The sequence below is a fragment of the Lysobacter sp. SCRH-1R genome (genome assembly GCF_057747855.1).
This window is the reverse complement of record NZ_CM173227.1, coordinates 2,042,413-2,065,889: the sequence shown is the minus strand read 5'-3', so window position 1 is coordinate 2,065,889 and position 23,477 is coordinate 2,042,413. Positions and strand designations below refer to the sequence as shown.

Annotated in this window: 25 protein-coding genes; 11 read left to right on the top strand and 14 right to left on the bottom strand. The window is 68.6% G+C overall.

From position 1 onward, the window contains the following. The first annotated feature begins 76 nt into the window (after window positions 1-76). Both AC3ANK_RS09200 and AC3ANK_RS09195 read left to right on the top strand, forming a co-directional pair. Complete coding sequence (locus AC3ANK_RS09200; RefSeq protein WP_484172825.1) at window positions 77-472, top strand: hypothetical protein; 396 nt, start codon at window positions 77-79, stop codon at window positions 470-472. Window positions 473-543: 71 nt separating this feature from the next. Further along, window positions 544-1,587 (top strand): LysR family transcriptional regulator, encoded by a 1,044-nt coding sequence (locus tag AC3ANK_RS09195; RefSeq protein ID WP_484172824.1) that lies wholly within the window; start codon window positions 544-546, stop codon window positions 1,585-1,587. Between the two features lie 9 nt (window positions 1,588-1,596). Here AC3ANK_RS09195 and AC3ANK_RS09190 read toward each other — a convergent pair whose 3' ends face one another. Together AC3ANK_RS09190 and AC3ANK_RS09185 are read right to left on the bottom strand one after the other, a co-directional pair. Further along, window positions 1,597-2,892, bottom strand: a complete 1,296-nt coding sequence (locus tag AC3ANK_RS09190) for a cytochrome b (protein WP_484172823.1) — start codon at window positions 2,890-2,892, stop codon at window positions 1,597-1,599. An 8-nt stretch (window positions 2,893-2,900) separates the two neighbouring features. Beyond that, window positions 2,901-3,416 (bottom strand): OsmC family protein, encoded by a 516-nt coding sequence (locus AC3ANK_RS09185; RefSeq protein WP_206860523.1) that lies wholly within the window; start codon window positions 3,414-3,416, stop codon window positions 2,901-2,903. Window positions 3,417-3,971: 555 nt separating this feature from the next. On the opposite strand from AC3ANK_RS09185, the gene AC3ANK_RS09180 reads away from it, so the two are divergent. The 3 genes from AC3ANK_RS09180 to AC3ANK_RS09170 all read left to right on the top strand — a co-directional run bounded on the left by AC3ANK_RS09180 (window position 3,972) and on the right by AC3ANK_RS09170 (window position 5,582). Then, complete coding sequence (locus AC3ANK_RS09180; protein ID WP_484172822.1) at window positions 3,972-4,403, top strand: cupin domain-containing protein; 432 nt, start codon at window positions 3,972-3,974, stop codon at window positions 4,401-4,403. 257 nt (window positions 4,404-4,660) lie between these two features. After that, the gene (locus AC3ANK_RS09175) at window positions 4,661-4,921 is read left to right on the top strand and encodes a hypothetical protein (protein ID WP_484172821.1); all 261 of its coding nucleotides are present in this window, start codon (window positions 4,661-4,663) and stop codon (window positions 4,919-4,921) included. 10 nt (window positions 4,922-4,931) lie between these two features. Further along, a complete protein-coding gene (locus AC3ANK_RS09170; protein WP_484172820.1) occupies window positions 4,932-5,582 on the top strand; it encodes a hypothetical protein in 651 nt (216 codons plus the stop codon). Window positions 5,583-5,603: 21 nt separating this feature from the next. Here AC3ANK_RS09170 and AC3ANK_RS09165 read toward each other — a convergent pair whose 3' ends face one another. The 4 genes from AC3ANK_RS09165 to AC3ANK_RS09150 form a co-directional block, all read right to left on the bottom strand. Beyond that, window positions 5,604-6,611 carry a bestrophin family protein gene (locus tag AC3ANK_RS09165; RefSeq protein ID WP_206860519.1) on the bottom strand — a complete coding sequence of 336 codons (1,008 nt, stop codon included), beginning with the start codon at window positions 6,609-6,611 and terminating at the stop codon, window positions 5,604-5,606. A gap of 126 nt (window positions 6,612-6,737) precedes the next feature. Next, a complete protein-coding gene (locus tag AC3ANK_RS09160; RefSeq protein WP_484172819.1) occupies window positions 6,738-7,508 on the bottom strand; it encodes an SDR family oxidoreductase in 771 nt (256 codons plus the stop codon). Window positions 7,509-7,647: 139 nt separating this feature from the next. Then, the gene (locus tag AC3ANK_RS09155) at window positions 7,648-8,685 is read right to left on the bottom strand and encodes a LysR family transcriptional regulator (RefSeq protein ID WP_484172818.1); all 1,038 of its coding nucleotides are present in this window, start codon (window positions 8,683-8,685) and stop codon (window positions 7,648-7,650) included. Continuing rightward, window positions 8,682-8,939, bottom strand: coding sequence for a sigma factor-like helix-turn-helix DNA-binding protein (locus AC3ANK_RS09150; RefSeq protein WP_206860516.1), 258 nt, complete (start codon window positions 8,937-8,939; stop codon window positions 8,682-8,684). The genes AC3ANK_RS09155 and AC3ANK_RS09150 overlap by 4 nt, the downstream gene beginning before the upstream one ends. 164 nt (window positions 8,940-9,103) lie before the next feature. On the opposite strand from AC3ANK_RS09150, the gene AC3ANK_RS09145 reads away from it, so the two are divergent. The 5 genes from AC3ANK_RS09145 (at window position 9,104) to AC3ANK_RS09125 (ending at window position 12,876) form a co-directional block, all read left to right on the top strand. Next, entirely contained in the window at window positions 9,104-9,583 is a 480-nt protein-coding gene (locus tag AC3ANK_RS09145; protein ID WP_484172817.1) for a carboxymuconolactone decarboxylase family protein, read from the top strand. Between the two features lie 52 nt (window positions 9,584-9,635). Further along, window positions 9,636-10,055 (top strand): cupin domain-containing protein, encoded by a 420-nt coding sequence (locus AC3ANK_RS09140; RefSeq protein ID WP_484172816.1) that lies wholly within the window; start codon window positions 9,636-9,638, stop codon window positions 10,053-10,055. A gap of 27 nt (window positions 10,056-10,082) precedes the next feature. Further along, a complete protein-coding gene (sigJ, locus tag AC3ANK_RS09135; RefSeq protein ID WP_484172815.1) occupies window positions 10,083-10,979 on the top strand; it encodes an RNA polymerase sigma factor SigJ in 897 nt (298 codons plus the stop codon). Between the two features lie 134 nt (window positions 10,980-11,113). Continuing rightward, window positions 11,114-11,863, top strand: coding sequence for a glucose 1-dehydrogenase (locus AC3ANK_RS09130; RefSeq protein ID WP_206860512.1), 750 nt, complete (start codon window positions 11,114-11,116; stop codon window positions 11,861-11,863). A 191-nt stretch (window positions 11,864-12,054) separates the two neighbouring features. Beyond that, the gene (locus AC3ANK_RS09125; RefSeq protein ID WP_484172814.1) at window positions 12,055-12,876 is read left to right on the top strand and encodes an alpha/beta fold hydrolase; all 822 of its coding nucleotides are present in this window, start codon (window positions 12,055-12,057) and stop codon (window positions 12,874-12,876) included. Window positions 12,877-12,937: 61 nt separating this feature from the next. Here AC3ANK_RS09125 and AC3ANK_RS09120 read toward each other — a convergent pair whose 3' ends face one another. Continuing rightward, the gene (locus AC3ANK_RS09120; protein WP_484172813.1) at window positions 12,938-13,750 is read right to left on the bottom strand and encodes an SDR family oxidoreductase; all 813 of its coding nucleotides are present in this window, start codon (window positions 13,748-13,750) and stop codon (window positions 12,938-12,940) included. A 574-nt stretch (window positions 13,751-14,324) separates the two neighbouring features. On the opposite strand from AC3ANK_RS09120, the gene AC3ANK_RS09115 reads away from it, so the two are divergent. Beyond that, window positions 14,325-14,789: a hypothetical protein gene (locus tag AC3ANK_RS09115; RefSeq protein WP_484172812.1), complete on the top strand. Its 465-nt coding sequence runs from the start codon at window positions 14,325-14,327 to the stop codon at window positions 14,787-14,789. 92 nt (window positions 14,790-14,881) lie between these two features. On the opposite strand, the gene AC3ANK_RS09110 is transcribed toward AC3ANK_RS09115, so the two are convergent. The 7 genes from AC3ANK_RS09110 to AC3ANK_RS09080 all read right to left on the bottom strand — a co-directional run bounded on the left by AC3ANK_RS09110 (window position 14,882) and on the right by AC3ANK_RS09080 (window position 23,421). Then, on the bottom strand, window positions 14,882-16,219 hold the full coding sequence (locus AC3ANK_RS09110) for a PstS family phosphate ABC transporter substrate-binding protein (RefSeq protein WP_484172811.1): 1,338 nt from the start codon (window positions 16,217-16,219) through the stop codon (window positions 14,882-14,884). A gap of 312 nt (window positions 16,220-16,531) precedes the next feature. Then, complete coding sequence (locus tag AC3ANK_RS09105; RefSeq protein ID WP_206860507.1) at window positions 16,532-16,813, bottom strand: type II toxin-antitoxin system Phd/YefM family antitoxin; 282 nt, start codon at window positions 16,811-16,813, stop codon at window positions 16,532-16,534. Window positions 16,814-17,048: 235 nt separating this feature from the next. Next, window positions 17,049-18,794 (bottom strand): putative porin, encoded by a 1,746-nt coding sequence (locus AC3ANK_RS09100; protein ID WP_484172810.1) that lies wholly within the window; start codon window positions 18,792-18,794, stop codon window positions 17,049-17,051. 53 nt (window positions 18,795-18,847) lie between these two features. After that, window positions 18,848-19,528, bottom strand: coding sequence for an energy transducer TonB family protein (locus tag AC3ANK_RS09095; protein ID WP_484172809.1), 681 nt, complete (start codon window positions 19,526-19,528; stop codon window positions 18,848-18,850). 3 nt (window positions 19,529-19,531) lie between these two features. After that, entirely contained in the window at window positions 19,532-19,945 is a 414-nt protein-coding gene (locus AC3ANK_RS09090; protein WP_484172808.1) for an ExbD/TolR family protein, read from the bottom strand. 12 nt (window positions 19,946-19,957) lie between these two features. Further along, a complete protein-coding gene (locus AC3ANK_RS09085; protein ID WP_484172807.1) occupies window positions 19,958-21,766 on the bottom strand; it encodes a DUF2341 domain-containing protein in 1,809 nt (602 codons plus the stop codon). A 38-nt stretch (window positions 21,767-21,804) separates the two neighbouring features. Continuing rightward, on the bottom strand, window positions 21,805-23,421 hold the full coding sequence (locus AC3ANK_RS09080) for a ShlB/FhaC/HecB family hemolysin secretion/activation protein (protein WP_484172806.1): 1,617 nt from the start codon (window positions 23,419-23,421) through the stop codon (window positions 21,805-21,807). Between the last annotated feature and the right edge of the window lie 56 nt (window positions 23,422-23,477).

The window sequence follows — 23,477 nt, the reverse complement described above, 5'->3', positions numbered from 1 at the left end:
ATTACCCCCGATCAGGGGATCGAAAAGGCCCCCGGTCGAGCCTAGCGTAGCGCCGGATCAGCGATACCGTCGGGGCATGACCAATTACCTATGCCGCTTTCCCGATGGCGCTGCGGGACTTGGTTTGCTCGTGCTTCGCGCGTGCTACGCGCCGGTTCCCTTCGGCATCGCCGCGATACTGCCGCCGTTGACGATCGGAACGACCGTGCTGCGCCTTCTCGCCGGCGTGGTCGCGGTGCTGCTGCTGAGCGGCTTCGCCACGCGCGTGGCGGCACTTGTGCTGGGCTCGGCGATCCTTGCGATGCTGCCCTTCTCCGCCCCGATCCAGCAGGCGCTGCTCGCCGCGCACGTCGGCGGCTGCGCCGCGATGGCGATGCTGGGGGCCGGCGCCTACTCGCTCGATGCCCGCCGCCACGGCCACCGCGTCATCCACCTGCAGACCCGCCCCCCGGATCGGGGGGGCACGGATTGACCTGTCCGGGGATGTCGCGCGCCGCGTGCCGCTGGCACGCTCAAGGATGAACCCGGTCCGGAGGAAGCGCCATGTCGCACGTTTCGCTGCACCACTCCTCGTCCGACCATCGCGACTCGCTCGCATCCAGCCTTTCGGCGAGCTACGCGGGCGTGGTCGCCTTCCTCACCGTCGCCAACGAAGGCAGCTTCTCGCGCGCCGCGGAACGCCTGGGCATCGGCCGGTCCGCGGTGAGCCGCAGCGTGCAGAAGCTCGAAGCGCAACTCGGCGCACGCCTGCTCTCGCGCACGACGCGCAGCACCACGACGACCCGCGAAGGCGAGCAGTTCTACGAGAACTGCCGTCCCGGCGTGGAAAAGCTGCTGCAGGCGCTGGAAGACATGCGCGACCTGCGCGACGGTCCGCCGCAGGGCATGTTGAAGATCAGCGCCTCGCTCGGCTTCGGCCGCAAGGTCGTCGCGCCGCTGCTCGCGCATTTCCGCGAAGCCTATCCCGCGGTCGGCCTGGAACTGTCGCTGGAGGACCGCATGGTCGACCTGGCCGCCGAACGCATCGACGTCGCCTTCCGCGACGGCCGGCTGGAAGACAGCCAGGTCGTCGCCAAGCGGCTGATCCCGATGCAGATGCTCGTGTGCGCCTCGCCGGACTATGCGCGTCGCCGCGGCCTGCCGACCTCGATCGTCGAACTGGACGCCCACGACTGCATCAACCAGCGCCTGCCCAACGGCCGCCTGCTCGCGTGGGAATTCCGCGTCGACGGACAGCGCCACGTCCTCACGCCGGCAGGCGACATCGTCGTCAACGATCCTTCGCTGGCGATGCAGGCCGTGCTCGACGGCCAGGGCATGGCGCAGCTGGCGGCGTACCAGGTCTGCGAGGACCTGCACGCGGGGCGCCTGGTGAGCTGCCTCAACACGCTGGCGCCCGACGATCGCGGCCACTACCTGTGCTACCTGAGCCGCCATCAGTTGCCCAAGCGCATCCGGGTGTTCATCGACTTCATGAGCGATCGCATCCGCGCCATGGACATCGATTGCACGATGGTGGGCCTGAAGGCCGGCGACGCCTACGCGCATGCCTCCGGCGCGGATGCGCGTTCGGACGCGATCGCCTGATCCTTCCGGTCAACCGTGCGAGGTCACGCGTTCCGGCACCGGTCGCGTGCGCTCCAGCCCGAAGAAGGTGTAGATCCACAGGAAGGCGAAGAAGCCGAAGTAGACCGCGACCATCGCGCGGCCGATCCAGTTGTCGATCGCGTTGACGTTGCCGTCCTCGCCGACGACGCCTTCGATCAGCGACGTGGTCGTGCCCATGCCGACGAAGCCGAGCACGATGAATGCCGTCGCGAACGCAAACAGCGCGATGCGGTAACCCAGGCCACGATAGCGGATCGAGCGCACCTTGCCGCGATCCAGCCACGGCAGCAGGAACAGCGCGCCGATCGCCGCGAACATGACGATCACGCCGCTGAGCTTGTGCGGGATCACGCGCAACATCGCGTAGAACGGCGTGAAGTACCACACCGGCCGGATGTGCTCGGGCGTGACCAGCGGATCGGCTTCGACGAAGTTGTCGTGTTCGAGGAACAACCCGCCCACGGTCGGCGTGAAGAACACCAGGAACGCCGCCACCAGCAGGAACACGACCGTGCTCAGCGTGTCCTCCACCGTGTAGTACGGATGGAACGGAATGCCGTCGACGGGGTTCCCGTCGCGGTCGGGGCGCTCGGAGATCTCCACGCCGTCGGGGTTGTTCGAACCGACTTCGTGCAGCGCCAGGATGTGCAGGGTGACCAGCAGCAGGAGCACCAGCGGCAGCGCGATCACGTGCAGCGCGAAGAAGCGGTTGAGCGTGGCATCGCCCGGCAGGTAGTCGCCCATGATCCATTCGGTCAGCCCGTTGCCGATCACCGGCACCGCGCCGAACAGCGAGATGATCACCTTCGCGCCCCAGAACGACATCTGGCCCCACGGCAGCACGTAGCCCATGAAGGCTTCGGCCATCAGCGTGAGGTAGAGCAGCATGCCCAGCACCCACACCAGTTCGCGCGGGCGCTTGAACGATCCGTACAGGAGCGCGCGGAACATGTGGAAGTAGATGACCACGAAGAACAGCGATGCACCGGTGGAGTGCATGTAGCGGATCAGCCAGCCCCACTCCACGTCGCGCATGATGTATTCGACGGAGGAGAACGCCTCGGCCGCGGACGGCTTGAAGTGCATCGCCAGGAAGATCCCGGTGACCAGCTGGTTGACCAGCACCACCGAGGCCAGCACGCCGAAGTAGTACCAGAAGTTGAAGTTCTTCGGCGCGTAGTAGGTGACCGTGTGCGCCGACAGGAACGACATCACCGGCAGGCGATCCTCGATCCACGCCAGCACGCGGTTCTTCGGATGCACGCGGACGATCTTGAGTGCCATGGGAGTCCTCAGTCGCTGGCGGGCAGCGGTTCTGCCGCGAGCGTCACCACGTGGTCGATCCCCTGGCGGAACATCTTCGCGTAGGGGCAGATGCGCTCGGTGTTGCGGATGAGTTCGGCCGCGAACGCGCGGTCGATCCCGGGCAGCTGCACTTCGATGCGCGCCGACAGCAGGAACAGCCCGTCGACCGGATCGCGCGAGAAGGTCACCGCCACGTCGAGCTGCGCATCCACCAGCGTCACGCCGGCGCGCAACGCGAGCAGCGTCATCGCACCGTGGAAACAGGAGGCGTAGGCCGCAGCCAGCAGCTGCTCGGGATTGCTGCCGCCGCCCTCGCCTCCCAGCGGTTCCGGCAGGCGCAGGTCGATCGCAAGCGAACCGTCGTCCGAACGCACGACGCCGGACGCGCGCCCGTGCTGCGCCTCGCCGCCGGTGACACGAACGCGTCCGGTGTACATCGCCTGCTCGTCGCGACCGGTGTAGCGGTCGAGCCATGCGGCCGAAGGAGGTTTCAGCGAGCCCATGGCATGGCGTCCTGTCGATGGAATGTGCCGGTGGCGTCCGCGCGTGCCGGCCACCCGTGGCGGTGCTTCCTGTCCGTCGTCCCGTCGTGTCGCTGATCGGCCTTCGCGGAGACGCCGCGCCGACGTGGGTTCGTCCCGTGCACGAACGGATGGAAAGTGCACGCCCCGTTACAGCATCCTCGACAAGCTGACATCCGTCATCTCCGTCACCGCGGACAGGAAGCATTCGACGCGATCCGTTGCGCACCGCACGAGGCGGGAACCACGACAGCCTTCGACCGGGCCGTTCCCTTCCTCTCCGGCAGCACGATAGGAGCGCGCCCGGTGCATCGGAAGCCGTGCGCAGGGATACCGCGCGTTGCCCCTCGCGCAACAATGCCGGTGTGGTGTCGTGGGGCGTCGCGTGGATGGCGCGAGTCGTTGCGTCACGAGCACGCGACGAAGCAGCATCGCGAGGGTCAACAGGCTGTTGCCGCGCGAACGCCTACCCGATACGGACCCGCATGCCCACGATGCCGCGTGAATGCTGGCCCATCGCCAGCAGGAGTCGTCACGATGCGCATCACCCTCGTCCTCGCCCTGGCCGCCGCGATGTGGTCGGGCAACCTCCGCGCGCAGGCCTCGCATGCGCAGGCCGCCGCCCCGACGCAGAAGCCCCCAACGCCGATCGCGACGCCGGTCATGACGAAAACGCTGCCGGAGTTCCCCGGCAAGGAAGCGCAGATGGCGATCATCGAGTACCCGCCCGGCGCCGTCGCGCAGCTGCACCACCACGATGCGCACGTGTTCGTCCACGTGCTCGAAGGCGCGCTGGTGATGGGGCTCAAGGGCAGCCCGGAGGTGAACCTCTCGCCCGGCGACAGCTGGTACGAAGGCCCGCAGGACATCCACACGGTCGGCCGCAACGCCAGCCAGACCGCGCCGGCGAAGTTCGTCGTGTTCTTCCTCAAGGATGCCGGCAAGCCCGCGGTGATCCCGGGCGAATGAGCAGCGCCAACGGCGCGAGGCGTCATGCCTTCGCGACGAGCCGGATCCCGATCAGCTGCGCCGGCCAGGCCAGGCGACGAAGCAGAAGCAATCCGCCGGCCCATGCAGCAATGTGAAGAGCCGTGCGTCGCGGGCCTCGACCGGTCGATGCCCGTACGCCTTCCGACCGGCACCGTGCGGCGCTACGCTTCGGGCGATGGGCCACGGACGTGCGCGCGCGAACCTCGCCGGCAGGCAACCATCACACGAGAACCGCCATGTCGAACGATCCAGATCCGCATCCGTCGGCACCGCCCGAGCCGGGATGGCCCGAACTGCAGGCGCAACTCGACGCGTTGCGCGGAACCGTCGAACGGATGCTGCAGGAAACGCCCGACACCGCGCAGGTGGTCGAAACGTTCGCCGGGCTGGCCCGCGACATCGTGTCGCGCTCGCCACCGGATCTGCTGGAATCGGTCAACAGCGAACTGGGCGCCATCCTGCGCGACCTGCGGCTGACCGGCGACAGCATGGACTAGCCCATCGCCGATGAACGATCTCACGCTCGTCGCCAGCCGGCTGGATCCGAACCCGTTCTACCGCGACCCGATCGCGGACTTCGGCGATCGCGTTCCCGGCCCGGAGGACGTCGCCCTGTTCGACCAGGCCGGATACGACCTCAGTCCGCTGGAAAAACGCTACGCGGCGGCCAATCGCCAGCGCTTCGGTGCGCATCGCGAGCATCGCCACGCGATCCGCACGACCTGGCTCGCTTCGCCGCCGTCGAAGAACGAAGGCGCGGTCCTCAACCATGCCCTGCTGCTCGAGCGCAAAGGCTTCGCCGGCGAGGCGCTCGAACAGTTGCGCCGATGGGCGCGCGTCAATCCGCTCCTTTACAAGCTGGTGAAGCTCCGGCCGAAATGGGGCCTGGATTTCTCGATGGATTATGCGGACCGCGACGGCAACGTCCTCGAGATCCTGCACTTCGAGTACGACGCGTTCGCCTGCGAGGAGATCCAGGCGCGCGTCGACCGGTATTCGCGACTGTTCATGTCGGTGGACTGGGACGAACGCGCGAAAAGCGTGCTGGCCCGGCGCGAGGAATGGATCGACCTCGACTTCGAGGCGCAGAGCGCGTGGAAGTGCGACTACTTCGGCATCGAGCGGGAGCGCTTCAAGATGGTGGCCTGGGAGCGGTAGGCGCCCAGGCGCACGGGGAGGTCAAAGCGCGATGTCGCTCGCCTGGCGCGCCGGCGAAGGCACGTCGGCTTCCCCGAGCATCTCGCGCAGGTCGAACTCGATGTCCTGGCAGATGCGCGAGATCGGGACGTCGTTCGCGCCGCCCTCGAACGGATTCTCGCTGGCTTCCACCACCTGGTTGAGCGCCAGGTACATCCAGCCGATGAGCAGGCTGAGCGGCACCGCCAGCCAGACCGTGTCGATCCCGCCCGCGGTTCCGAGCCGGGCGCCGAGCTGTTCGAACTCGCTGATCATGCCGAACGGCAACAGCACGCACATGATCCACACGAACAGCGAGTTGATGAACGCGTACTGCCGCGGGAACGGGAAGTTCTTGATCTGCTCGCTGCCGCACTGCAGGACCTGCAGGTCGCGGATCAGCTTCTGCATGTCGTTGAAGGCGCCCATGGTCAGGCCGCCCGCGGCGAGGAGCGATGCGGTCGCCCTGCCCTGCAGCGACATGACCTGCAAGGCGCGGTTGCCCGATGCGAGCACCTGCGAGACCTCGCCCGGCGGCAGGTACTTGAGCAGCTCGCGCTCCAGCCGTTCCTCGCGTTCGGGAATGGCGTAGTCGCGGCGGTATTCGGCGTTGTACGACTTGTCGGCCGTCTCCCACGGCATCGCACGGCGCATCTCGTAACGCAGCGCCGTGAGCCACGCCAGGTGCCGGTACGCGAGCACGCGACCCTGCTCCGGCGATGCGACCAGGTCGCGGCACATCGCGCCCCAGATCCGGCTGCTGCTGCCGATCGACGCCCACACCTGCTGCGCCTGCTGCAGCCGGTTGTAGGTCTGCACGTTCTTGAATCCCGACGACAGCGCCACCGTGGCGCCGAGCAGGAACACCACGCCCCACGGAATCGCGAGCCAGTGCCATCCCACCACCTGGTAGAGCACGACGGGAACGGTGCACAACACGAGCAGTATGTAGATCGAACGTCGGGTCCAGTTGATGAACTCCGGCAATCGATAGGATTTTCCGGTATGCATGGGGGCTCTCCGGCAGTGGCGGATGGGATTGCGGACGCGGCTCGCGCGGTGGCGCGATGCATGCGCACGACGCCGGCCGCGTCATCGCGCCGTGCGGCGCGATGCGCGGGCCGCGTCCGTCGGCGGTCAGGCGCGCGCGGGCTGCCGCGCGGTGGCCGATTCCTCCAGCCAGCGATCCAGGCCGATGTCGCCCTGCCACGCCGCGCCGGCGGGCACGAGCGTGTCGGAAGCCAGTTCGACGCCGAAGTAGCGCGCGTGCACGTCGCCGACGACGGCACGCCCGTCGCCCGTCGCGCTCATGTAGCGCTGGGCGAACGCCGCCATGGAGTCGCGTTCGGGGCCGGCGATGTCGACCACCGCGTTGGCCGGCGCGCCGAGCGCGTGGCGCGCGACCGCTTCGGCCACGTTGTCGGCGGCGATCGGCTGCACGAGCGCGGTCGGCAGCCGCACGGTGTCGCCTTCGGTACCCGACTGGATGATGCCGGGCAGGAATTCGAGGAACTGCGTGGAATGCACGATGGTGTACGGAATGCCCGATTCGCGGATCAGCTTTTCCTGCGCCGCCTTGCCGACGAAGTAGCCGCTGGCCGACAGCTTCTCGGTGCCGACCACCGACAACGCGACGTGGTGGCCCACGCCCGCGCGCGCCTCGGCACCCAGCACGTTGCGGCCGGCGGTTTCGAAGAACTCCAGCGCGGTCTTCGCATCGAACGCGGGCGAGTTGGCGAGGTCCACCACCACCGACGTGCCGGCCATCGCCTCGTCGAGTCCCGCGCCGCTCAGGATGTCCACGCCGGTGGCCGGCGCCGCGGCGATCGCTTCATGACCCGCGGCGCGCAGTCGTTCGACGACCTTGCTGCCGATAAGTCCGGTACCACCGATGACGACGATCTTCATGTGCGAATCTCCTGGGGGGACTGCCTTCGCGATGGCGTTGCGCGGCGAAGGACTGGGACTGCGATGCTAGGAACGCCGGCGCGGGCGCAGTAGCCCTTCGCACGGACGCAGGTTGTTGCCCTGCGCGCACCAATGGCGATCACGCCGCGACGGGAACCGCGCCGTGCGCGTGCTCCCCGGCATTCGCCGCCTGCGCGGTCTTCGCCCAGTGGCCGGTGACGTCCAGGTCCAGGCCGCGGATGTGCGTGGTCATGTAGTCGATGAAGGCGCGGATGCGCTTGGGCTGGTGACGCCGGCTCAGGTAGCACAGGTAGTGGCCGCGATCGTCCGGCGCGCTGCCACGCAGGCAATCGACCAGCGCGCCGGAACGCAGCGCATCGCGCACCAGGTACTCGGGCAGCTGCACCAGCCCGTGGCCGTCCTGCGCCGCCTGCAAGGCCAGCTCGGCGTCGCTGAAGATCAGCGCCGACGCGGGCACGAGGCTGCGCGATTGGCCATCGACGCGGAAATCCCACGCGCGCAGCCGCCCGTTGGGCAGGCGCAATGCGATGCAGGCGTGCGAGGCGAGCGCGTCGACGTCGTGCGGCAGGCCCTGTCGACGCACGTAATCGGGCGACGCGCAGACCAGCAGCCGCATCGGGACCAGCTGGCGCGCGATGACGTCGCTGTCCTCCAGCGCGCCCTCGCGGAAGGCGACGTCGATGCGGTCGGCGGCCAGGTCGGGAACGCCATCGTCCAGCAGCAGCTCCACCGCGACGTCGGGATGGCAAGCGCGGAAGCCGCTGAGCAGCGGTGCGACAACCTTGCGGCCGAACGCGTGGCCCGCGACGATGCGAAGCTCCCCGCGCGGCGGCCCTTCGCGCAGGTCGCGCATTTCCTCAAGCGCCTGGGTGATGCGCTCCACGCCGGGGCGGCACGCTTGGTAGAACAACCGGCCTTCGCTGGTGAGCGAGGTGGCACGCGTGGTGCGCGAGAACAGCCGCGCGCCGAGCTGTTTCTCCAGCTTCTGCACGCTGCGGCTGACGGCCGACCGCCCGATCCCGAGCCGGTCGGCGGCACGCGCGAAGCTGCCTTCGTTCGCCACGGCGATGAAGGCGACCACGCCGGGATAGCTCGCCGAGAAGCACTCGCCCAGCGCGTCGCGCACCGCCGGCGCGGTTTCGGCCGGCGCGTTCATGATGACCCTCCGAAATCGAGGCGTCGCGCCCGGGCGTGTTCGCGCGCGCGTTCGACGTGGACGCGGCACTCCTCCTGCGGGATGCCCAGCACGAAGGCGATGTCCACATGGGGCACACCGAACACGTCGTGCAGCAGGAACGCGGCCCGCATCGGGCCGGGCAGTTCGTCCAGGAACGCCTGGAACTGCGACCACACGCGCTCCGGCGGCGTGGGCAGGGGCGCGCCGGGCGGCGGCGGGTTCTCGTCTTTCATACCCCTGTAGACGTTTGGGCGGGCGCGCCTGTGACGCGCCGACATTGGTGCGCGACGCGCAACACCGTGCGTCCCGGCCGATGGCTTCCCCGGCCGTCAGACGCGACCTAGCCTTCGTCGCGACGGCGGCCATCGCCGATATCCCCACGACAAGGACCCATGAGATGACGCAGCGCCTGGATTACCAGCAGCAATCGCCCGAACTGTTCAAGAAGTTCGTCGAGTTCAATATGTCGTTGAAGAAGGGCGCGATCGAGGAAGCCATCGTGGACCTGGTGTCGGTCCGCGCCTCGCAGATCAACGGCTGCGCGTTCTGCGTGGACATGCACGTCAAGCAGGCGACCATCCACGGCGAACGTCCGCTGCGCCTGCACCACCTGGCCGCGTGGCGCGAATCGCCGCTGTTCTCGTCGCGCGAGCGCGCGGCGCTGGCGTGGACCGAAGTGCTGACCCAGCTTCCGCCGCACGGCGTTCCGGACGACGTCTACGAGCGCGTGCGCACGCAGCTGTCGGAGAAGGAAATCACCGAGCTGACGTATTCGATCATGGCGATCAACGGCTGGAACCGCATCAACGTGGCGTTCCAGTCGCTGCCCGGATCGCTCGACAAGGCCTGGGGCTTGGACAAGGCCAACCTCGGCTGAGCCGCGCGCCCGACACATCGGGCGCGTCCCACCCGACCGACAGGAGTTCGTCATGCGCAAGGCATTCGTCCCATCGTTGCTGCTCGCGGGCCTGGTGGCCGCCGGCATCGCGTCCGCCGCCGGGCCGCAGGCCAAGGCACCCGAGCCGATCGTGAATCCGGTGATGACCAGGGCGCTGCCCGATTACCCGGGCAAGGAGGTGCTGGTGCTGGAAGTCGAATACCCGCCCGGCGGCGCTGATCCGGTGCATCGCCATGATGCGCACGGCGTCGTGTACGTGCTGGAAGGCAGCATCGTGATGGGCGTGAAGGGCGGCAAGGAAGTGACGCTCAAGCCCGGCGAGGCCTTCCACGAAGGCCCGGACGACATCCACACCGTCGGCCGCAACACCAGCAGCACGGAACCGGCGAGGTTCGTCGTGTTCCTGCTGAAGGACGTCGGCACGCCGGCGCTTCTGCCGCCGGGGACATAAGATCCAGCGCCTCGGTCGCGACGCCGGATGGAAGACGCTTCCGCCATCTTCGTCCGCCTCCAGCCGCGCATGCTGGGCATGGCCTACCGCATGCTCGGCTCGCTCAGCGAAGCCGAGGACGTCGTGCAGGACGTCTGGTTGCGGTGGCACGATACCGACGTGGGCAAGGTGGACAACGCCGAGGCCTGGCTGGTCTCGGCGACGATGCGTCGCGCGATCGACCACCTGCGCCTGGCGCGTCGCGCGCGCGAGGAATACGTCGGCATCTGGCTTCCCGAGCCCGTGCTCACCGACGGCGCCGACGCGCCTTCCACGCCCGAGCAGTTGCACGAAGCCGCCGGCGACCTGTCCATCGCCTTCCTCACCGTGCTCGAACGCCTGTCGCCCGACGCGCGCGCCGCGTTCCTGCTGCATGAGGTCCTGGAAGCGGGGTATCCGCAGATCGCGGACGTGCTGGGCAAGTCGGAAGCCGCGACGCGACAGATCGTCCATCGCGCGAAGAAGCAGCTGCGCGAGCCGCGGCCGGTGTACGCGGTGTCCGGCGAGGCGCATCGCCATATCCTGCAGGGCTTCGTCGACCGCCTCGCGCGCGGCGACCTGGAAGGCATGAAGGCGCTGATGTCCGAATCGGCGACGCTGCTCGGCGACGGCGGTGGCGTCGTCACCAGCGTGCCCGAACCGATGCACGGCGGCGACCGCATCGCGGCGCTGCTGTTCGCCGCCACGCTGCGCTACAAGCACGACCTGCGCCTGGAACTGGCGATGCTCAACGCAAAGCCAGGCCTGCTGCGTTTCGTCGGTGGACGCCTGGAATCGGCGCAATCGTTCGACATCGACGGCGACCGCATCCAGCGCGTCCACGTGCAGCTCAATCCCGCGAAACTGCAACGCATCGCGCGGCGTCGCGTCGCGCACCTGCGGTAGCCCCTCGCAACGCGCATTGATTCCGCGCGGTCAACGCCGTGCACACCCGCGCGTGTCTACCGCGCGCGGGAGCGTCCACCTACTGTGCCTGCCACGCGGCGCACACCGTCGAGCGCCGACAGGAGAATGCATACGTGGACGATCTATCAGGCAAGGTGGCGCTGGTCACCGGCGGCAGCAGCGGCATCGGCCTGGCGGCCGCGAAGCGTTTCGCCGACGAAGGCGCACAGGTGGTGATCACCGGACGACGCAAGGCCGTCGTCGACGAGGCGCTGGCGCACATCGGCAACGGCGCGATCGGCATGGTCGGCGACGTCGCGCGGATCGCGCACCACGAGGAGGTCGCGCACGCGCTGACGCAGGCCTTCGGCGGGCTGGACATCTACATGGCCAACGCCGGCGTCAACACGATCACGCATTCGGCGCAGGTGACCGAACAGGAATTCGACGAGCAGTTCGCGATCAACACGCGCGGCGTGTTCTTCGGGATGCAGCGCATCGCGCCGATCCTGCGCGAGGGCGCGTCGGTGGTCCTGACCGGATCGATCGCGAGCGATCGCTACATGGACGGCCACGCCGTCTACGCCGGCACGAAGGCGGCGCTGCTCGCGTTCGCGCGCAGTTGGGCGATCGAGCTGAAGGGCCGCCGCATCCGCGTCAACGTGCTCAGTCCCGGCCCGGTCGATACGCCGATCCTCGACAAGCTCGGCCTGTCGGCGGAAAGCCGCGCGTTGCTGGAGAAGAACGTGGCCGGAGCGATTCCGCTGGGCCGCCTCGGCGAACCCGGCGAACTGGGCGACGCGGCGTTGTTCCTCGCGTCGGACGCGAGCAGTTTCATCACCGGCATCAACCTGCGCGTGGACGGCGGCATGTCGCTGCTGTGACGCGCGCGCCCGCCACTTCCGTTACGAGCTCGCCCGTCGTCGAACGCCCGCTCCCCTCCCCCTGTCCGCGACGGAGACGCCCTCCTCCGCACGCGTCGCAGGCTCGCGGCGGGCGTGCTCTCCCCTGTCCCGTCGCGCGCGCGAAAGCGCCGGCCCCGGACCTTCCCCCCACCGTTGAGCGAGACCTTCCCATGAACCACATCACCACCTCCGATGGCACCCGGATCTTCTACAAGGATTGGGGCACCGGGCAGCCGATCGTGTTCCACCACGGCTGGCCGCTGTCCAGCGACGACTGGGACGCGCAGATGCTGTTCTTCCTCGAACAGGGCTATCGCGTGATCGCGCACGATCGACGCGGCCACGGCCGTTCGACGCAGACCGCCACCGGCAACGGGATGGACACCTACGCCGCCGACGTCGCCACGCTCGTCGCGCACCTGGACCTGCGCGATGCGATCCACATCGGGCATTCCACCGGCGGCGGCGAAGCGGCGCGCTACGTGGCCAACCACGGCAAGGGCCGCGTGGCGAAGCTGGTGCTGATCGGCGCGGTGCCGCCGCTGCTGGTCAAGACGGCCGCCCACGCGGCGGGCATTCCGAAGGACGTGTTCGACGGGCTGCGCCGCGACCTGGCGGCCGATCGCGCCGGCTTCTACTGGACCTTCCCGATCCCGTTCTACGGCTACAACCGCGACGGCGCGACGCTGTCGGAAGCCGTGCGCCAGAACTGGTGGCGCCAGGCGATGATGGGCGGCGCGAAGCCGCAGTACGACTGCATCGCGGCGTTCTCGGAAACCGACTTCACCGACGATCTCAAGCGCATCGAGGTGCCCACGCTGGTGCTGCACGGCGACGACGACCAGATCGTGCCGGTCGACGAAGCCGCACGCCTGTCGGCCAGGCTGCTGCGCAACGCGACGCTGAAGGTGTATCCGGGCTACCCGCACGGCATGTGCACGACCCATGCCGACGTCATCAACCGCGACCTGCTCGAGTTCATCCGCGGATGACGCGACGCATCGCCGGCGGCGAGGCCGTCGGCGCATGCGGTTGTCCAAGGGGAATGCGCGGTCAGGCCCGCGCGCGCGAACGCACCAGCGGATCGGGATGGTGCACGTGCGGGATCTCGCGCCCGGCCGTCACGCGTTCCTGCAGCCAGTCGCCGAAACGCGTGGTGGTCAGGCGCGCTTCGCCTTCGGGCACCAGCGTGCGGTCGTCGAGCACCGCGCCGTAGTACTCGGCCTGCGGATCGGCGATAACGGCGCGATCGTCGAGGTAGGCGTACATCACCCATTGCACGAGCTCGCACAGGCGATGGGTTTCCGGACCGGCGATTTCGACGACGTCATCCGACGGCGCCACGTCGACCAGCGCGGCGAGTTCGGCGGCCACGTCGTCCGCCGACGCCGGCTGCACGCGCGCCGGCGGCAGGTGCACGGGCCCCGTGCCGCTGCCGGGCGGGATCACGTTCGCCATGAACTCGTAAAACTGCGTCGCGCGCACCAGCGTGTGCGGTACGCGCGTGGCGGCCACCAGCGTTTCCTGCCGCTGCTTGGCGTCGAAGTACGCGCTGCTGCGCAGGTGCGGCGTGCCCACCACCGACAGCGCGATGTGGTGCGACACGCCTGCCCGTTCGCCGGCGGCCAGCAGGTTGGCGGTGGAACGCGCGAAGAACTCGCCGACGCCGGGCGGATCGAACGACGGCGCATTGGTCACGTCGATGACCGTGTGCGCGCCCCGCAACGCGTCGTCCAGCCCCTCGCCGGTGAGCGTATCGACGCCCGATCGACGCGATGCGGACACGGCTTCGTGCCCTGCCGTCCGCAGGCGCTCGATGAGCCGGGTTCCGACCAGCCCGCTTCCACCCGCCACGACGATCTTCATGAGTGCTGTCCGACGCAAGCCTGCGCACATCATGGAAGCGCGCCGAAAACGCGGAAAGGACCTGCCCGGATACCCGGCGTTGCCTGCGCGGCAACAATCGATCGGTACGCCTCGACCAGGCAGCATGGCGACCCGCCTCCAACCGACGGCGCGCTCACGGTGTCGCTGTCGGCACAAGCAGACCTTGACGCGCTGCAGCAGCGTGTCGTGCACATCGCTGGCCGCCTTCTCGCGCGCGCATCCTCGCGTCGGCGGCGGCGTGGCGGCGCCCTTCGGTCTGCCCATGCGGATGAAGATCGCCAATGCGGTGAGCGCGCACAGCAGCGCGGCGATGAGAGACCTGGGGCGGCGCCATTCTGGACATATCGCGTTGGTTTGTGACCAACACGTTTCCCCCGGTTCGCCGTCACGACACGCGCCGCCGGTAGAACACGTTCGGGGAATGCCGCGATGCAGGCGTCGAACCGGATGCACCGCAGGTGCCCGACGTCCATCGTTCCGGGACGTGCATCGCCGGGATGCCGGCACTCCTCCGCCGCGCGCGTTCGCGCGAACCCAACCAAGGAGAGACGTCATGCCCAGCAATACGATCAGGACCATCGCGGTCGCCGCCCTGCTCGCCTCCTCCGCGCTGCTGCCCAGCGCGGCGCAGGCCGGCAGTTGCAAGACCGTGCAGCATTTCCCGGGCGTCGTGCAGCTGTTCGCCACCGTGCAGGGCGAAGGCGACGAAGCGCTTTGCTCGGCCGTGAGCGCGTGTCCGAGCCGCGCGACGAAGGTGGAAGTCTTCGGTGCCGGCGTGGGCCAGGCGGGCACCGTCGTGGCGGCCGGCGCCACCGGCCGGACGCAGAGCAACGACGTCGCCGTCGCCAGCTGCGACACGACGCTTGCCAACCAGCACGGCGTCGGCGCCGGCGTGTGCCAGTCCGAAGCCAGCGCGCAGGCCGGCCAGGGCAACGTGGTGGAGAACGAATGCTCGCTGCTGGCGCTCAGTGCCGGCGCCGGCAAGACCGTCGCCAACGCCACCTGCTTCTGCGACTGATCGAAGCCGCCCCTGCCCCAACGAAGAATCCCCCGGCGAGGCCGGGGGATTTTTTTCCGCGACGAAACGGGTTCGACCAACCCGGTCCGCGATTACTGCACGCAGTTGTTGGTGGTGCCGTTCACGGCGTTGTTGATCAGCGTGAAGTGCGTGGCGTTGCCGTCCATGTAGGCGAAGCCGACCGGCAGGTTCGGATGCGCCAGGAACGCGTTGAGCAGGCCCTTCACCGCCGCCGACTGCGCATTGCCGCGCGCGTAGGTCGCCACGTAGGTCACCGCGGCGATCGGGTAGCGGTTGGAGATCGTCGCCGTCGGGCGCACCACGAACGTGCAGTTCGCGATCGCCGTCGGCACCGTCGGCACGGCGGCCAGCGTCGCGCCGTTCAGCACCTGGCCGCGCACCAGGTCCGTACCGGCCAGCGAGATGCGGTCGGTGACGCCGTCGGCGTTGGTGTCGCCGAAGGCGGCCGGGCTGAAGGTGTCGACGCTCGCGAACTTCGAGCCCTGGTTGGCGACTTCGCCGAAGTCGGCGTAGCCCAGGCCCAGGCCACCGGCGGCCTTGGCGGTGTTCACCACGTTGTTGTTGCCGCTGACCGCGGCCGTGGCGGCGTAGGCCGGCAGGCTGCCACCGAAGGCGGCGACGAAGCCCTGGTTCGGCGTCACCGCGACCACGCCACCGCACTTGCTGGCGAGGAAGCTGGTGAAGGCGAACGTCGTGCCGCTGTTGTCGCTGCGGTAGACGATCTTGATCGGGCCGCTCAGGCCGCTGCCCGGGATGTTCGCCCAGTTGGTGATCTGGCCGGCGTAGATCTGGCAGACCTGCGCGGTGGTCAGCGGCAGCAGCGCGGTGCCGTTGCCGTCATAGGTCAGGGCGATGGCGCCGACCATCGTCGGAAGCTGGGTGATGCCCTGCTTCGCCGCGGCGTTCGGGCCGCCGAGGAAGGTGTTGTAGTCGCCGGTGCTGTATGGCGAATCGGTGCCGATGAAGTCCGGCGTGGTCGACGCGCCGCTGAGGCCCGCCGGCGACGCGCTGAAGTCCAGGCAGCTGCCGCCCGCACCGTTGCTGTTGAGCATCTGCTTGCCGAAGCCGCTGCCGGTCTGGCAGTACGACACCTTGTTGCCCGACGCGCTGGAATAGCCCAGGAACACCGAGTTCAGGCCGGGGGAGGATTCGCCCAGGCCGGCCCACGAAGCCGCCGCACCGGCGGACGGATGACCGGCCGGATACACGCCGGCCGGAGCGGCCAGCAGGCTGTTGGCGGCGTTGGTCGACAGACGCGCGTCGGTCGCCGGATCGAGGTAGGAATCGCCGACGTACGGAACGGCGGGGAACGTCGCGCCGCCGCCGTACAGGTCGACGGCCATGGCCGAGCCGGCCGTCATCATGACGGCGGCAGCGGCGAGGGAGCGCACGATGAGCTTGCTATACACGATGTATCTCCTCACGAGGTTGGGATGACATGTGATGCGAACGAAGCGCCGAAACTCCTTTCGACGCCGCTTCACGATGCGCGCGTTGTATGCACTTTCCGGGAAAGTTTCGAGTCGCTTTTCTTATGCGGGTGTCATCAATCCAACACGCGTGCATCCGGATCGATGCGACGCCGCGTTTCGTGCGTGTTGCAACGCGCAGACGCTTGAGAAGTCCGCAACACGACGTGATCGCGCACGCAGTTCGCGGCGTGCGCGTTGCGGGATCGGCATCCGTCGGCCGTCAGCGCAGGCGCACCGCGGCGCGGGCGTTCAGTCGTGTTCGAGCCGCTTGCGGATGTTTTCCGCGCTCACCTGGATGAATTCCTCGATGGACTCATCCACGTCCTGCTCGCTGTAGCCGGCGGCTTCCAGCGTCACGGAGACGAGGCGCCGCAGTTGCTCCGCGTTGCCGCGTCCGTACCAGACCTTGGCGGGAATGAAGTAGCCCACCGGCATCTGGCGCCGCGTGATCACCACGGGCTGTTCCGCGTAGAGCAGGTACTCCTCGAGCTTCTTGCGGAAATCGTGGATGTTGACGAAAGGCTCGCTCACGCATCACCTCGCAGTGTTTCACAAGCCCGCGGGACGTCGTGCGCGACGACGCATCCGGCCTGGGTTCGAACGGCCGACGTGCAGCCGCGAAACGTCCTGCGTCGCCCTCGCCTCCCGGGGCGGTGCAGGCCGCTGCGAGGGTTGGAAACCGGGTGTGTCGTATGCATGCAAGACCTCCTGTCCGGATGCGTACCGGTGTTTCCGCGAAGCGTCGTCGAGCCGCACGCGGTGCGCCTCAGAACCCCGCGTTGACTTCCAGCTGCAGCACGTCGATCGACAGCGGCGGGCCGAACACTTCCTTCGCCGCGAACCAACGGGCGGTCAGGAAGGTGTTTCGCGCGAACGCGTACGAGCCTTCGACGAAGTAGCCCCGCGCATTGGTGCCGCCAAGGTGGAAATCGCTGTCGTTGAAGGCATCGGGCACGGCGTCTGGTTCGACGCGGCGATAGCCCAGCAGCATGTTCCACTGGCCTGGCGCCTTCAGGTCGAAGTTGCCCAGCGTCGCCTGCACCTGGTACGCGGTATCGCCGCTTTCGAAGTTCGCCTGGTCGGTCGTGCCGCCGTCGCCGAAGTTGTTGACGATGCCGCCTTCGGCACGCGTCCACATCTTGTTCTCGTCGTAGGCGAGATTGCGCAGGTAGTCGGCTTCCAGGCGCAGGCCGTAGCGCCCGGCGACCAGCGTGTCCCAGCGCAGGTTCACGTCGAGCACTTCGAATTCGGACGCAAGCCCGACGTACTGCGGCATCGGCGTGTTCGCCGGGTCCAGCGGGTTCAGCGCGATATCGCGCAGCAGCATCAGCGTGTTGCCCTTCTGCATGAACGCGGGGCGCGACCAGTCGGTGCTGCACGCTTCGGCGCCGGCGTAGAGCTCGCACGGTTCCGAGAGCGCGCCGTTGATGTTGCGGAAGTCGTAATACCCCAGCGCGCCGCGCAGTTCGTTGTCGCTGGCGAAGCGCCACGACGAGCCGACCTGCAGGCCGTTGAGCCACTTGTCGTGGCTCTTTTCCTTCTGCTGGCTGTTGCTGGGGAAGCTGTCGGAGGAATATTCGATCGGGCTCAACCCCAGCGTGGCGAACAGCGTCCAGTCGCCTTCGAACGGCTGGCGGTAATCGAACGCGAGGCCGTCGAAGGAAAGATCGTTCGAGAACAGCGTTTCGGTCGACCAGTACGGATTGGCGAAACGGCCGCCGGTGGCCTGGAACCACGTGCCGAACCGGTACGAGAGCCAGGCCTGGTCGAGCCACAGGTCCTTCTTCTCCATGCCGCCGCCGAGCGTGGTCGTCATCGACACCGGATTGTCGTCGTTGCCGGTCGCCAGGCGGATGCCCGCCTGCGCCTGCTCGGAAATCTCGGCGAGCACGCCCAGCCGCGCGCGGATGCGCCAGGAGTTCCTGCGATCCTGGCGCGTGTTGCGCAGCGGCGGCAGGCTGAGGTTCGTGTTCGGATTGACGTCGAAGCCGTCGCCTTCGTTGATCGCGGCCCAGTCGACCTCGATGTCGCTGTTGTCGCCGGCGAACATGCGCGACTCGTTGCGCACGCGCACGTCGCCGTACAGCTTCAGCCGCTGCGTCCATTCCGGCACTTCGTACGGCGTGGCCCAGCGTTCGGCCTGCGCGCGCGCCATCACGTCGTTGCTGACGTCCTCGCGGATCTGGTCGCGCACGGTTTCGGGGATGTACGGCACGCGCACGTCGCCCGGCTGCAGTTGCGGCTGCGCGGCCTGCGCGGTCGCGCGCGGTGCCGTCGATTGCGCGGCATCGGCCGCCATCGCTTCGGCGCGGGCCTGCGCGAGCAGCGCCTCGCCCACGTCCGGCTTCAGCGCGCCGCTGTCCATCAGGCCGCGGATCAGCTTGATCATCGTGGTTTCCTGCGGCGGCTGCGCATTGGCGGCACCGGCGGCGAGCAGCAGCGCGACCGCCGAGGCGAGTGCGAGCCGGCGCGCCTTGCAGGACCGTCGGCGATGAAGGGAAGCGTGGTTCATGGGTCGTTGCTCGCGGGGTTTGAAGAGGGTTTGGGCAATCCCGAAGGCGACGCTCAGCCCGAAGGCCGGCGTCCCTGGATCAGCACGCGCGCCGGGAATTCGAGCGAACCCGGCGGCTTTTCGTCGATGCGGCCGACCGCGCGCAGCGCCGCCAGCACGGCGTCGTCGGCTTCGTCGTTGCCGCTGCCGCGCACCAGTTCGACGCGGTCGATCTGGCCCGCCGGGCTCAGCCAGATGTCGACCTGCATGCGGAATGCGAGGCGTCGCGCCTTCTCGTCGCGCGCGATCGCCTGTTGCAGCACGTAGCCCAGATAGCGCCCGTACGACGCGTTGCCGCCCGCCGCACCGACGCCCGACATGCCGCCGCCCCGCCCCGCCTGGATGCCGAAGCTGTCGTTGCCGGCCTGGCCGTCGGTGTCCATCGTCACCGGGTCGCTGGTGTCCGGCGCCGGCGCCTCGGTGGGCTTGAGCGGCTCGATCGGCTCGGGCTCCTGGACGACTTCCTCCGGCTCCTCGGGCTCCGGCGTTTTTTCCGGTTCCGGCGGCGGAGGCGGCGGCGGCGGCGGCAGCATGATCATCGGCACGTCGGCGACGGGCCGCTTCGTGCTCGCGGTGTCGCTCACCAGGTACCAGAACAGCGCCGCGAGCGCGGCCAGCACCGCGGCGATCGCGACCAGCGTGCCGCCGTGCCTGCGCAGGAATCCCGGGCGATGTCCGGAAGGCGGGCGTGTCATCGGTCAGCCCTGCGCCTTGCCGGTGACCAGGCCGATCTGGTTGAGCTCGATGCGACGCAGCAGGTCGAGCACCTCCACGACCTTCGCGTACTGCACCTGCGCATCGCCGCGCACGATCACCGGAAAGTCCGGGGTCAGCGCCTTCTGCGCGCGCAGCCGTTCCTCCAGCTCAACCAGGCTCACCGGATACGCGTCGAGGAACACCTGGCCGTTGTTGTCGACGGTGATGGCCTTGGTCTGCGGTTTCTCCAGCGCGACCGTCGAGCTGGCCTTGGGCAGGTTGACCTGGATGCCGGGAATACTGGCGTTGCTGGTCAGGATGAAGATCACCAGCACCACCAGCAGCACGTCGACGAACGGCGTGATATTGATGCCGCCCACGCGTTTCTTGCTTCCGAAGGATGCGGCCTTGGCCATGGTCGCCGTCCCTTATGCGTGCTGCGCGGAAGCGGCGACGGAAGCCAGCAGCGGCTCGGCCAGGTTGTCGTGCTCTTCGGCCAGGCGGGCGGCGAACTCGTCGACGAACACCGTCATGTCGGCGCTGATCGCTTCCGAACGCGCGGCCAGCCAGTTGTAGCCGAACAGCGCGGGGATCGCGACGCCGAGGCCCGCCGCCGTGCACAGCAGCGCCGCGGCCATGCCCGGCGCGACCGAGTTGATGTCCACCGCGCCGGCCATCGCCGCCACCGCGAACACCAGCATGATGCCGATGACGGTGCCGAACAGGCCCACGTACGGCGCGCCTTCGATCGTGGTCGACAGCCAGTTCATCTGCCTGCCCATGCGCTCGTTCTCGCGCACGGCGGCGCCGTCCATCGACGCGCGGATCGCGCCGATCGTCGCCGCCGACAGATAACCGTGGCCGTCGCGCGTGTGGCGCTGGCGCATTTCCTCGATGGCCACCTGGTACAGGCGCCACAAGGTGGAGTTCTCCTTGATGTCGGGCTCGATCAGGCGCTGGCGGTCGAGATCGGCCAGCGTGCCCAGCGGCTTGCCGGCCACCTTGTGGAACTGTTCGGCGAAGGCCGCGTTCGCGCGCGACACGCGGCCGAAGTAGCGGCCCTTGCCGATCATGATCAGCCACGAGCCGATGAACATCAGGCCCAGCAGCGACACCACGACCCACGCATCCACCGGCATCGAATCGAGGATGAAGCCGAAGTGGCTCTTGCCGGCCTGTTGTTCGTCGGGGCCGAACGCGGTGAGGCGCGAATCGGCGCCCTGCGCGACGGTGTCGGCGAGCAACGCCGGCGCCGGTCGCGCCAGGCGCGAGATGCGCAGTTCGTCGATGGCGCCGATGAAGGCCGTGTTCGCGTTCGCACTCGCGTCGGTGGCGACATCCGCGCCGACGTTCGCCGGCGTGTCGAGCGCGGGCAGCGTCACGGCGAGCGTGCCGGCGGCGCGGCCGTTCACGTACAGCGTGACGTTGCCGGCATCGGCGGCGAAGGCGAGATGCGACCACTGCCCCACCTGCACCGGCTGCGCGGGCGGGGTGCGCTGGCCGTCGATCTCGACGAACGGAACGCCTTCGTCCAGCCCGAGCAGCACGCTGCCCGCGCCATCGCGACGCGCATACACGATCTGCCGCGGCGCGAAGCGGTCCGGACGCACCCACATCGACACCGTCTGCGCGCCGCCGGCCTGCACCGCCAGCGACGGCGTCGCCGGCAGCGTCAGCGCGGTGCCGTTGAACTGCGCGCCCTTGCCGATGACCGTGCCGTCCAGCGACGTGACCGTGGCCTGCGCGTGGTTGCCGTACGCGGTGGTGTCGCGCGGGGGCGTCGCGTTCTCGGCGAAGTGGTAGACCAGCGTGTAATCCGGATCGAAGGTCAGCTGCCCGTTGCCCGATGCCGGCGCCTTCGGATTGCCGTAGTACATCCAGATCGTGGTCGGCGGCGATGTGCCGCTCAGCCCCGGCACGTCGACCCACACCAGCGCGATGCCCGACTGCGGATCGAAGCGTTCGATCTGGTGGTTCAGCACGGTCCTGTCGTCGGCGGCGACGAAGCGCAGGTCCGAGCCGTCCGGCTTGACGCCATCGAAACCGAAGGCGCCCGAATGCAGGCGCACCAGCACCGGCGCGCGGCCGATCTCGCCGCCGACGTTGCCGCCCTGCGGGCTGGCATCGAGCGTGATCGGCTTGCGGTAGGCCCATTCGGGCTGCCACCACGAGGCGGCCTGCGCCGTGCCGGAGAACGCGCTCAGCCACACGAGCGCCAGCAGTAGGAAGCGATGCATGTTTCGGATCTCCGCGAAGGCGTATCGAATGAGGGACATCAGAAGCTCGCGCCAAGGTTGAAGTGCAGGTTCGGCGCGTCGTTGTCGGTGTTGGGGCCTTCCTTCAGCGGCAGCGCGTAGTCCAGGCGCAGGAACACGTGCTCGCCGAACTTCACGTTGCTGCCGATGCCGATCGAGGCCAGCGAGAAGCGGTCGTCCTGTTCGGGCAGCGGGTCGCGCAGGCCAAGGCGCGCCGCGTCGACGAACGCGTACCAGCGCCAGTCGCGCAGCACGCCCGACCACCACGGCAGCGGCGCGGTGCGCCATTCCAGCGTGCCGAGCACGCCCGCATCGCCGATGGCCTCCGCCGACAGGTAACCGCGCACGCTGTACATGCCGCCGGCGGCGAACTGTTCGCCCGACACCAGCGGCGAATCGGAGGTCTGCCCGGCCAGGCGCGCGTACCACTGCCAGCCGTTGTCGAAGGTGTGGGTGTGGTTGGCGTCGGCCTTCAGCACGAGGAAGCCCGGGCTGGCCTGGTAGCGCTTGCGGTCGAAGTCGCTCCAGTCGCTGCCGTAGCCGAGGAAGCTGCTCACGCCGACCACCGCGCTGGCGTTGACGGCGAACTGGTCGCGCTCGCCCTGGCGGAAGCCGGTGTAGGACAGCGTCAGCGGCGCGTATTCCAGCGGCACCGAATCGCCCTGCCCGTTCAACGTCAGCGCTTCGTCGGAATCCTTGAAGTCCACGCCGAACGAGAACACGTGGAACCACGCGCCGCTGTCCGGCACGGTGTAGTTGAGCTTGAGCCCGACGGCGTGGCCCTTGCCGAGCACGTTGGTGTCGCCGGTGGTGACGACGTTGCTGTCGGAGATGTACGCGTTGCCTTCCAGGCTCCACGGCGTGCCGCGGAACGGCGCGACGTAGGACGCCGACCACACGCTCGCCTGGTCCAGATCCTGCGGCGCGCCGAAGAAGGTCAGCGTCGCGCTGTGGCCCTTCTGCCACAGGTTGTCGTGACCGACGCTCAGCGTCGCGCGCAGGTCCTCGGTGTCGGCGCTGTGGTCGTTGTTGAGCGCGGCGCTGAAGCGCCACGGCGACTGGTCGTCGACCTTCAGGTCCACGTCCATCGTGCCGGGCTGTTCGCCTTCGCGCACCAGCGGCACGACCTGCCGCTTGCCGGTGCGATTGAGCTCGGTCAGCTGTGCCTGCGCGCGGTTGAAATCGGGTACGGCGCCCTCGCGCAACGCGGGCACCTGCTCGCGCAGGACCTCGGGCGAGTTGTGCTGCGCGCCGACCACGCGAAGCGTGCCGACTTTCGTCTCGTTCACCTGCAGGAACACGATGCCGCCGGTTACCTGCTGCGCCGGCAGGTCGACGTAGACCGACTGGAAACCCTGCTTCTGGTATGCGGCCTGCAGCGCGTCGCGCGCGGCCTCGATGTCCTTCATCGTGCGGTCCGGGCCAAGGAACGGCGTCACCGCGCGTTCGATCGCCCGCGTGTCCAGCACGGTGTTGCCGCGCACGATGTATTCGTTGACGTCGACGCGTCGCCCGTCCGTGGCGTCGTCGTCGCCCGGCGCCTGCGCCAGCGCGGCCGGCGGTGCGACGGCGGCGAGGATGGCCAGCAGCAACGCACATCGTCGTCGCGGCGAGCGCATCGTGTCGAAATCGAGCATGGTCGAACCCGTTCCCTGAAGTCGTTGGCGGCCCGCGCGTGCGTCTTGCCGTCCCT

What these genes read in the sequence shown, in the direction of transcription:
- AC3ANK_RS09200 (WP_484172825.1), top strand. Translation starts at nt 77, where the DNA reads ATGACCAATTACCTATGCCGCTTTCCCGATGGCGCTGCGGGACTTGGT.
- AC3ANK_RS09195 (WP_484172824.1), top strand. Translation starts at nt 544, where the DNA reads ATGTCGCACGTTTCGCTGCACCACTCCTCGTCCGACCATCGCGACTCG.
- AC3ANK_RS09190 (WP_484172823.1), bottom strand. Translation starts at nt 2,892, where the DNA reads ATGGCACTCAAGATCGTCCGCGTGCATCCGAAGAACCGCGTGCTGGCG.
- AC3ANK_RS09185 (WP_206860523.1), bottom strand. Translation starts at nt 3,416, where the DNA reads ATGGGCTCGCTGAAACCTCCTTCGGCCGCATGGCTCGACCGCTACACC.
- AC3ANK_RS09180 (WP_484172822.1), top strand. Translation starts at nt 3,972, where the DNA reads ATGCGCATCACCCTCGTCCTCGCCCTGGCCGCCGCGATGTGGTCGGGC.
- AC3ANK_RS09175 (WP_484172821.1), top strand. Translation starts at nt 4,661, where the DNA reads ATGTCGAACGATCCAGATCCGCATCCGTCGGCACCGCCCGAGCCGGGA.
- AC3ANK_RS09170 (WP_484172820.1), top strand. Translation starts at nt 4,932, where the DNA reads ATGAACGATCTCACGCTCGTCGCCAGCCGGCTGGATCCGAACCCGTTC.
- AC3ANK_RS09165 (WP_206860519.1), bottom strand. Translation starts at nt 6,611, where the DNA reads ATGCATACCGGAAAATCCTATCGATTGCCGGAGTTCATCAACTGGACC.
- AC3ANK_RS09160 (WP_484172819.1), bottom strand. Translation starts at nt 7,508, where the DNA reads ATGAAGATCGTCGTCATCGGTGGTACCGGACTTATCGGCAGCAAGGTC.
- AC3ANK_RS09155 (WP_484172818.1), bottom strand. Translation starts at nt 8,685, where the DNA reads ATGAACGCGCCGGCCGAAACCGCGCCGGCGGTGCGCGACGCGCTGGGC.
- AC3ANK_RS09150 (WP_206860516.1), bottom strand. Translation starts at nt 8,939, where the DNA reads ATGAAAGACGAGAACCCGCCGCCGCCCGGCGCGCCCCTGCCCACGCCG.
- AC3ANK_RS09145 (WP_484172817.1), top strand. Translation starts at nt 9,104, where the DNA reads ATGACGCAGCGCCTGGATTACCAGCAGCAATCGCCCGAACTGTTCAAG.
- AC3ANK_RS09140 (WP_484172816.1), top strand. Translation starts at nt 9,636, where the DNA reads ATGCGCAAGGCATTCGTCCCATCGTTGCTGCTCGCGGGCCTGGTGGCC.
- sigJ (WP_484172815.1), top strand. Translation starts at nt 10,083, where the DNA reads ATGGAAGACGCTTCCGCCATCTTCGTCCGCCTCCAGCCGCGCATGCTG.
- AC3ANK_RS09125 (WP_484172814.1), top strand. Translation starts at nt 12,055, where the DNA reads ATGAACCACATCACCACCTCCGATGGCACCCGGATCTTCTACAAGGAT.
- AC3ANK_RS09120 (WP_484172813.1), bottom strand. Translation starts at nt 13,750, where the DNA reads ATGAAGATCGTCGTGGCGGGTGGAAGCGGGCTGGTCGGAACCCGGCTC.
- AC3ANK_RS09115 (WP_484172812.1), top strand. Translation starts at nt 14,325, where the DNA reads ATGCCCAGCAATACGATCAGGACCATCGCGGTCGCCGCCCTGCTCGCC.
- AC3ANK_RS09100 (WP_484172810.1), bottom strand. Translation starts at nt 18,794, where the DNA reads ATGAACCACGCTTCCCTTCATCGCCGACGGTCCTGCAAGGCGCGCCGG.
- AC3ANK_RS09095 (WP_484172809.1), bottom strand. Translation starts at nt 19,528, where the DNA reads ATGACACGCCCGCCTTCCGGACATCGCCCGGGATTCCTGCGCAGGCAC.
- AC3ANK_RS09090 (WP_484172808.1), bottom strand. Translation starts at nt 19,945, where the DNA reads ATGGCCAAGGCCGCATCCTTCGGAAGCAAGAAACGCGTGGGCGGCATC.
- AC3ANK_RS09085 (WP_484172807.1), bottom strand. Translation starts at nt 21,766, where the DNA reads ATGCATCGCTTCCTACTGCTGGCGCTCGTGTGGCTGAGCGCGTTCTCC.
- AC3ANK_RS09080 (WP_484172806.1), bottom strand. Translation starts at nt 23,421, where the DNA reads ATGCTCGATTTCGACACGATGCGCTCGCCGCGACGACGATGTGCGTTG.